The organism is Ruegeria arenilitoris, from assembly GCF_013035425.1.
Classification (GTDB): Bacteria; Pseudomonadota; Alphaproteobacteria; order Rhodobacterales; family Rhodobacteraceae; genus Ruegeria; species Ruegeria arenilitoris_A.
Map to the genome: position 1 here is coordinate 41871 of NZ_WQHX01000013.1, position 7156 is coordinate 49026.

A 7156-nucleotide genomic window follows, 5' to 3' on the forward strand; every position below is an offset into this window, starting at 1 on the left:
CGGCTAATCTGTCTGCTTTGGGCTCAACTCGGTCATTCGCTGCACTCAGCTTGAACGACTGCAATGCGGACAAACCAGTCGTACACTAACTGGATGAGTCAGTAGTTCTTTCTGGAATGCCGGCTAGACGTAAACCGTCAATAAGGTGCTCCAGATCACTCTTATTTTTATAGGGAAGCCTTTCATAGATTTTCGTCAGTGACTCTTCTGGTCGTAGTTTCAGATACTCTCCGGAATGCATTTGAGCAGCTTCCAGATCATCCAGTTTCGCATAAGCGGCCGCCAAAATCTGGTGCAAACCGTCATGGTCCGGATATCGTCCCAGCCCTTCTTCAAGTGCCGCGATAGCGGCATCGTAGCTCTTAGTGAGATACAGTGCCGTCCCCAACACTTCGTAGTAGAAACCCATGGCGAATACTGGATTGTACCGCAAGGCGAGCTGCGCCTCTTTAACCGCGTCTTCGCTGGCGCCGGACGTAATGAGATAGTAGCCCAATGCGAAATGCGCGTCGGCGCTACTTGGTTCCAACTCTACCGCTTTTCGCCCTTCTGCGACGGCGAGCGAGTGCCTTTTTGTCCAACAATACACGTCGCCAAGAACCATATGGGCCTTGCCTAGGCCAGCATCTAACCGTACGGCTTGCTTTGCATGCTTCAAAGCCAAATCAAGTGAAGCTTTGGGATCAGAACTCCAACGTTGATTGGCGTCATGCACTAAGGCCCAAGCGAGCCCTGCGTGTGCTGGCGCGTATTCTGGATCCTGTTCGATGGCACGGGAATAAAGTTCAATTGCCTTGACGTTGTCGATCTTAGTGGTGCGAGCGTGAAAAGCATTGCCTTGTAAGACGTAGTCGTAAGCCTTCAAGCTTTTGACTTCCTTTCGAAAAGCACGCTCTTGTTCCGCTCGAGTAAGAGTAACCGTCAGTGTGGCAACAATGCTTTCGGCAATACGGTCTTGGAAGTCAAAAACTTCTGCCAAATCTCCGTCAAAACGGTCAGCCCAAAGCTGGGTTGAATTAACTGTGTCTATCAAACTGGCGTTGACACGTACACGGCCGCTTCCCCTGCGTACAGTGCCCTCAAGAACATAGCGAACACCTAGCTCGCGCGCTGCCTCCCCAACGGATTGTGAGCGATGTTTGTATTCTCGGGTTGCATTGCGAGCAATAACAACAAGACCTGAAATCTTGGATAAGTCGGTTGCGATGTCGTCCGCGACACCTTCGGAAAAATACTCATCCTCGGGGTCGTTTGACATGTTTTCAAAGGGCAGAACCGCGATGGATGGCTTTTCTTGTTTTGTTGCAACCACTCCTTTTGCGGGCCAGCGAAACACCCTAATCGGGTGCTCTAATCCTTTGATGTTGTGCTCACCGGCATCAACGAAATTTGCTTCGACCCTATTTCCCACACTTTCATGAACTAGCGAGGAAACACACACTCCGTCAGGCTCGGCCAAGGCTTCGAGCCGGGCCGCTACGTTCACGCCGTCGCCAAAAATGTCATCGCCATCAACAATTATATCACCAAGATTGACTCCGATCCGAAGCCTGATCTTACCGTTCGTCTCTCGGTTCCGTTGTTGTATCCTAACCGCTGCATCGACGGCATCGACCACGCTGGAAAACTCTACGAGTGCACCGTCGCCCATCTTCTTTACGATCCGTCCTCGCCGAGCAGCAACGATTGGATCAAAAGTTTCAGTCCAATGAAGCTGCAAAGCTGCCAGAGTACCGGCTTCATTCACGCTCATCAAACGGGAATATCCGACCACATCTGCTATAAGTATTGCTGTTAGTCGTCGCGCCATTTCCGCTCCTACTCGATGCTGAAGCTAACGAAACGAATTGTGGAAATCTATCGGTGAAACAGTTGTCAGGAAAACGTATTGCGATGAATCTCGAGAAGATTCTTCAAAAATCTATATGATTTCTGCACAAAAGAATCCGAAAACTTGTAGACTGTTTTGGGCTCGTAGCCGTCATCTGAGTCTTTCTGTCAGATGACTGCTTAGGGGTGGATAGCAGTCATAGCTTGGTCGCTTTTCAAGTCACACAATGAGGTTTGCCGGTGTTACAGAACTCTGCCCAATTTCCTTTTGTAGCGGGAACAATGACGCAACTCGTGTAAGGTATAATCAAGAGAGAGCAATGCCTGCGACATGCTATCGACCTGATCATCGTGTTTGCCATTAGGGAAGGCAGCGACTTCGGCCAGAAAGGCTTCTTTACATGGTGCAGATGCTGGCAACCTGACCTGCCCCCGTTCGATCTTTGGAGACTGAATGGACATCCGCTCATCTTTAGCGAGTTTTGGATTATGTGACCTTACACCTTCCCTGGCCTGACGGCGCAGATGGTCGTACACACCGCGACCTGCACCAACCGTTTCGACAATGAGCAGATTTGGCCTCCATTTCTTGCGAAGCTTTGTCGCTGCACTCAAAAGGTCCGGTTGCAGGTATTGCTGACGATGAACGTCCAACAAATCGATGTAGTTGCCAATCAGCCCCCACGTTGTGCAGACAGAGTAGTCATTGGATTCCCCAGGAACCGACGCCGTGTCCCAACTCTGAACAATTGCTTCATAGTCGTTCGGTCGCAGGTCATCTGGGATGACTCCGAACCATTCTGGCTTCACGATATTCCCGCCCGTCGGCACGGGTGACTGCTGGTACTGCGCCTCGAACTTTGCGTCACCAATCTCAAGGCGAAGCGCGTCGAGTTCCTCAAGATCAATGTGTTGGGGCAACAGGATGTCACCTTTTCGTCGCGTCCAGATTAACCCTTCCGGCATGGCGATCTCCCTCTCACGAACTTCGATCACCGGAAGCTCAAAGACTTCCCACAAACCGGTTTGGATCAGCCGCCCAGGCAGATCATCCTGATGGAGTCGCTGAGCCACGACGGCCACACGCGCATCTTTGCGTTGATCCAGCCGCATCAAGGCACTGCCACTAAACCACTCCCAAACCTTTTCCCGGTGGGCTTCAGAAAATACATCCTCAGCCTTACTCGGGTCGTCGACGATGAAGAGCTTACCGCCCTTGCCCGTCATTGGTCCGCCTACAGAGGTGGCGATCCTCTGGCCACCCAGTGTCGTGCGCAAGTCGGAGACAGTGGCCTTTTTCTTATCAATCTCCAGGTCAGGGAAAATGGCACGTGTCAGGTCGTGGTCCATAAGTCGGCGCGATTGCCAGCTGAAGTCTTCCGCAAGACTAGCGCCATAGCTGGCGGTGATGACTTTTGTGGAAGGGTTTCTGCCCTGGACCCAGACCGGAAACACAACACTTGCACAAAATGACTTCAGATGGCGTGGCGGCAAAATGATCAGCAGCCGCCGGATATCACCACGCTCCAGTCGTTCCAACTGATAACACAGGGCCCGGATATACCGGGCAGCATGGAATTTGGCGTCTGGCTGAAGAACGCCAAACGCAGCCTGAACAAAGGCCATAAGGTTGCTGGCACACAGGGCACGAACGATATCAATAGGCGGCATCGTCATTCTCCTCATTTTCCGGGTGGTCACTGTTCTCTGCCAGTTCCGAGTGCGCCGTCTCGACTACACCGACCCAGTCTGCGTGCGTTTTGAGAACACCGAGCAGGTTTTCCGAAAGCTCCGGCGCCTTTGGCACCGACAGGTCCGCGTCGGAGATGCCGAGTATCTGAGAGATGAACTTGATACTGCCGAGGTCTCCGTTCATAGCCTTGTTAAACACTGCAACAAGCATGGCTTCCCCTTGCGTCATCGTAACCGCCACTCCGTTTTGGTGGACCACAATTTCTTTGGCCGACAGCTCTTTGAGCTGATCAAGCAGCGATTGCTCTTTCTTTTTCTTGCCCGTGGGGTTCCCGGATTGCCCTTTTGACCATTGCGTGTGTTTGGGTGGCTTCTTGTACCCAACGTCGTATGGCTCGTCTGGATCGTTTTCAGTCGACATCAGAACGCCTCCTCTTCTGGACTGAAGTCCAGGACGGAATCGCTGCGGGTACGTTCCTGCATGGCATCGAACGGAACCCCGGTTCCATCGTGCACAGCAGTGCCACCGGTCATCTGCTGCCATCGGCGAATGGCCAGATCGACATATCCAGGGTCGATCTCGACACCGATGCAACGTCGACGCGTGCGCTCAGCCGCCAGAAGCGTCGTGCCCGATCCAAGGAACGGATCGACGACCAGATCCCCGGGTGCGGTCACATCCAGCAACGCATCCATGACCAATCGGATTGGCTTGACCGTTGGATGTACCCCAAAGTCATCATCGGTATCTTTGGCACCGCCGGTCGCCCCAGCGTAGTGCCAGACGTTCGAGCGGTTCCGCCCATTTGTGCCGAGTTGAACGTTGTTGAGATGCCCCTGCCCCGGCTTTCTAACCACGAAGACCAGCTCATGCTGGGAGCGGTAGAGGCTGCCCATGCCAGGGTTCGATTTGACCCAGACACAGAAGTTAACCGGTTCGAGACCGAGCGTGCGCAACGCTGCCTCCATCTCACCGACATGGCGCCAGTCGATACACGCGAACAAGACACCGCCTGGTCGCAGAATGGTCGAAGCGTTGCCGACGGTTTCAAAAAGAAAGTCCGTGAACACCTCTCGGCTCATCTCACCGGAGGCTTCGGCGAACTCTTCAAAACCCTGCTCTGCCCCGCGCACATGGCCGTTTATCTTCACGTTGTATGGTGGATCTGTGAACACAACATCGGCCAGAGCGCCATCGAGCACGGCCGCCAGCCTGTCCCCATCCCGCGCCGATCCGCAAAAAATGACGTGATCTCCGAGGCGCCACTGATCCCCTGGTTGGCTGACGGGTTTTGTCTGTGCCCCCGCGAACCCGGAGATATCATCGTCGGGGTCTGGTTGGTCGGTCTCACCCGTGCCAAACTGAATGGCTTCGATTTCCGGAATGGCAAACCCGGGGATCTCGATCTCATCGCTTATCTCGATGATCTCATTGATCTCAAGACGCAGACCCTCGGCATCCCACACGCCGGTCTCTTGCAGTTTGTTGAGCGACAGGGTGAGACGACGGATCTCGACATCGGGTAGATCGTCGACAAGGATGCAAGGTACTTTGCCTGCCTCAAGGCGGCGGGCCGCCGCAAGGCGGACATGCCCATCAATCACCTCGTAGCGCTGACCTCCCGGTTTGCTTCGCACCAGGATCGGGATTTTGAACCCAAACCTCTCGATCGCTCGCAGAACTGCATCTTCCTGATCCTTTAGCCCGCGACGCACACGTCGAGGCGCCGCGTCGATGAGGTTGACCGCGATCCAAACAAAAAGGAATTCACGAAAAGGGTCGTTCTGGAGCACAACCTGCGGGTCGCCTGACGGACCTGCAGTCGCTTGATTGCCGACATCTGCTGCGTCGGGCTTGGAGTTTTCCTGATCTTTCACAGCCGCGCCTCCTTGGCTTGGGCCGAGGCACGAGAGATAGGCTGGGGATACATCGCTGGGAGCTGTTACACCAGCCGACACTCTGCGCACCTCTTGGGTTACGGGTCGGTGGTCGCAAGCATCCTTCTGCGACGGGTTGGCATCACATTGCGCCAAAGAACCCCCTGCGTCAAGGATAATTATCGTTGGTTGACAAACGCTTAGAAGGGGAATAAGCCCGCGCGCTCTTTCGACTGGACTTCTGTTTCGAACAGAGCGTCATTGGTCTCACGCCCGGGGTCCGGGCGTACTTCGGTAGGACCGGCAGGGTGCCGGCCCGTAAAACCGAGGAAACCAGGATGCCAAATCTCACACCCAAATCGAAGCCTGAGACCAAGTCGGCGCTCGTACGCCGCATGCTGGCCCGCAAGGCTGGCGCCGATCTGATTGCCTTGCAGAAAGCCACCGGCTGGCAACCCCATTCGGTGCGCGCCGCGCTCAGCACCCTGCGCAAGGCCGGTTACAAGATCGACCGCCTGCCGCCCGATACCAACGGTGGAACCGCAACCTACAAGATCACTGCGGAGCCGACCGCGACATGACCGATCCCACAATCAGCGAGATCGAAGCGATGGACCGTGCGGCGCTGATCGCCGCCTGGACCACGCTCTTTGGACCCCCTGTCCCCAAGGGGCTCAGCCAGTCCTTTCTGCGCCGCTTCCTCGCCTTCGAAGTCCAGGCGCGCCGGTATGGCGGTTTGCCCAAGGGATTTGACACTGATCTCAACCGCCGCGTCGCGGCAGCTCCAACGCCGTCGTCACCGACACTCAAGCCCGGCGGGCGCCTGCTGCGCGAGTGGAACGGCGTGACCCACGCTGTTGACGTTCTGGATCACGGGTATCGTTGGAATGGCGAGGTGTATCGATCCCTCTCTGCTGCGGCGCGTGCTATCACTGGGGCACGGTGGTCAGGACCCCGGTTCTTCGGCTTGAAGGACGGGCGCTGATGGCCCCTTCGAAAATCCGCTGCGCAATCTATACCCGCAAATCTTCAGAAGACGGCCTGGACCAGGACTTCAATTCGCTCGATGCGCAGTACGAAGCATGTTCGGCTTTTGTCGCCAGCCAGAAGCACGAAGGTTGGGTGCTGGCCCGGGCCCGCTTTGACGATGGCGGTGTGTCGGGCGGAACCCTCGATCGCCCTGCCCTGACCCAACTGCTGTCTGAGATCGATGCGGGCCGCATCGGCATGGTGGTGGTCTACAAGATCGACCGCCTGACGCGGTCACTGGCCGACTTCGCCCGTCTGGTCGAGCGGTTTGAGGCCTCAGGCTGTTCGTTTGTTTCCGTGACCCAGGCCTTCAACACCGCATCTTCCATGGGACGGCTCACGCTCAACGTGCTGCTGTCCTTTGCCCAGTTCGAGCGCGAGGTCACCGCTGAGCGAATCCGGGACAAGATCGCAGCGTCGAAGAAGCTGGGTATGTGGATGGGAGGTGTGCCGCCGCTGGGCTATGATCCGCATCCCGACAAACAGGTCCGGGCGCTTGTCGTCAATGCTATGGAGGCCAAGACGATCCGAGCACTGTTCGAACTCTACGACCACCACGGCAAGATCACGGATGTCGAACGCGTGGCCGCTCGTATGGGGTTGCGCTCCAAGCGTCATCAGTTCCGTTCGGGTCGGGAACAGGGCGGTGGTCCTCTGTCCACTGGCCAGATTCACAAGATCCTCACGAACCCGGTCTACCTCGGCCGGATCCGCCACAAGGAGAAGA

The 7156-nt window shown here is 55.8% G+C and carries 7 protein-coding genes; 3 read left to right on the forward strand and 4 right to left on the reverse strand.

Going from position 1 to position 7156, the window contains the following annotated elements:
- Positions 1-85: 85 nt before the first annotated feature.
- The 4 genes from GOV45_RS22200 to GOV45_RS22215 form a co-directional block, all read right to left on the reverse strand.
- A complete protein-coding gene (locus GOV45_RS22200; protein ID WP_170482380.1) occupies positions 86-1810 on the reverse strand; it encodes an adenylate/guanylate cyclase domain-containing protein in 1725 nt (574 codons plus the stop codon).
- 263 nt (positions 1811-2073) lie between these two features.
- Positions 2074-3501, reverse strand: coding sequence for a phage terminase large subunit (terL, locus tag GOV45_RS22205; protein WP_170482383.1), 1428 nt, complete (start codon positions 3499-3501; stop codon positions 2074-2076).
- Positions 3488-3943, reverse strand: coding sequence for a DUF5681 domain-containing protein (locus tag GOV45_RS22210; RefSeq protein WP_170482386.1), 456 nt, complete (start codon positions 3941-3943; stop codon positions 3488-3490). The genes terL and GOV45_RS22210 overlap by 14 nt, the downstream gene beginning before the upstream one ends.
- Positions 3943-5400: a DNA methyltransferase gene (locus GOV45_RS22215; RefSeq protein WP_170482389.1), complete on the reverse strand. Its 1458-nt coding sequence runs from the start codon at positions 5398-5400 to the stop codon at positions 3943-3945. The genes GOV45_RS22210 and GOV45_RS22215 overlap by 1 nt, the downstream gene beginning before the upstream one ends.
- A gap of 338 nt (positions 5401-5738) precedes the next feature.
- On the opposite strand from GOV45_RS22215, the gene GOV45_RS22220 reads away from it, so the two are divergent.
- The 3 genes from GOV45_RS22220 to GOV45_RS22230 all read left to right on the forward strand — a co-directional run.
- On the forward strand, positions 5739-5981 hold the full coding sequence (locus GOV45_RS22220; protein ID WP_170482392.1) for a DUF3489 domain-containing protein: 243 nt from the start codon (positions 5739-5741) through the stop codon (positions 5979-5981).
- Positions 5978-6385: a DUF2924 domain-containing protein gene (locus tag GOV45_RS22225; RefSeq protein WP_170482395.1), complete on the forward strand. Its 408-nt coding sequence runs from the start codon at positions 5978-5980 to the stop codon at positions 6383-6385. The genes GOV45_RS22220 and GOV45_RS22225 overlap by 4 nt, the downstream gene beginning before the upstream one ends.
- Positions 6385-7156, forward strand: a 772-nt coding sequence (locus tag GOV45_RS22230) for a recombinase family protein (RefSeq protein ID WP_170482398.1), incomplete at its 3' end; no start/stop codon positions are given. The genes GOV45_RS22225 and GOV45_RS22230, both read left to right, overlap by 1 nt.

Excerpts from the sequence above, each read along its gene's own strand:
- GOV45_RS22200 (WP_170482380.1), bottom strand. The coding sequence starts at position 1,810 with ATGGCGCGACGACTAACAGCAATACTTATAGCAGATGTGGTCGGATAT.
- terL (WP_170482383.1), bottom strand. The coding sequence starts at position 3,501 with ATGCCGCCTATTGATATCGTTCGTGCCCTGTGTGCCAGCAACCTTATG.
- GOV45_RS22210 (WP_170482386.1), bottom strand. The coding sequence starts at position 3,943 with ATGTCGACTGAAAACGATCCAGACGAGCCATACGACGTTGGGTACAAG.
- GOV45_RS22220 (WP_170482392.1), top strand. The coding sequence starts at position 5,739 with ATGCCAAATCTCACACCCAAATCGAAGCCTGAGACCAAGTCGGCGCTC.
- GOV45_RS22225 (WP_170482395.1), top strand. The coding sequence starts at position 5,978 with ATGACCGATCCCACAATCAGCGAGATCGAAGCGATGGACCGTGCGGCG.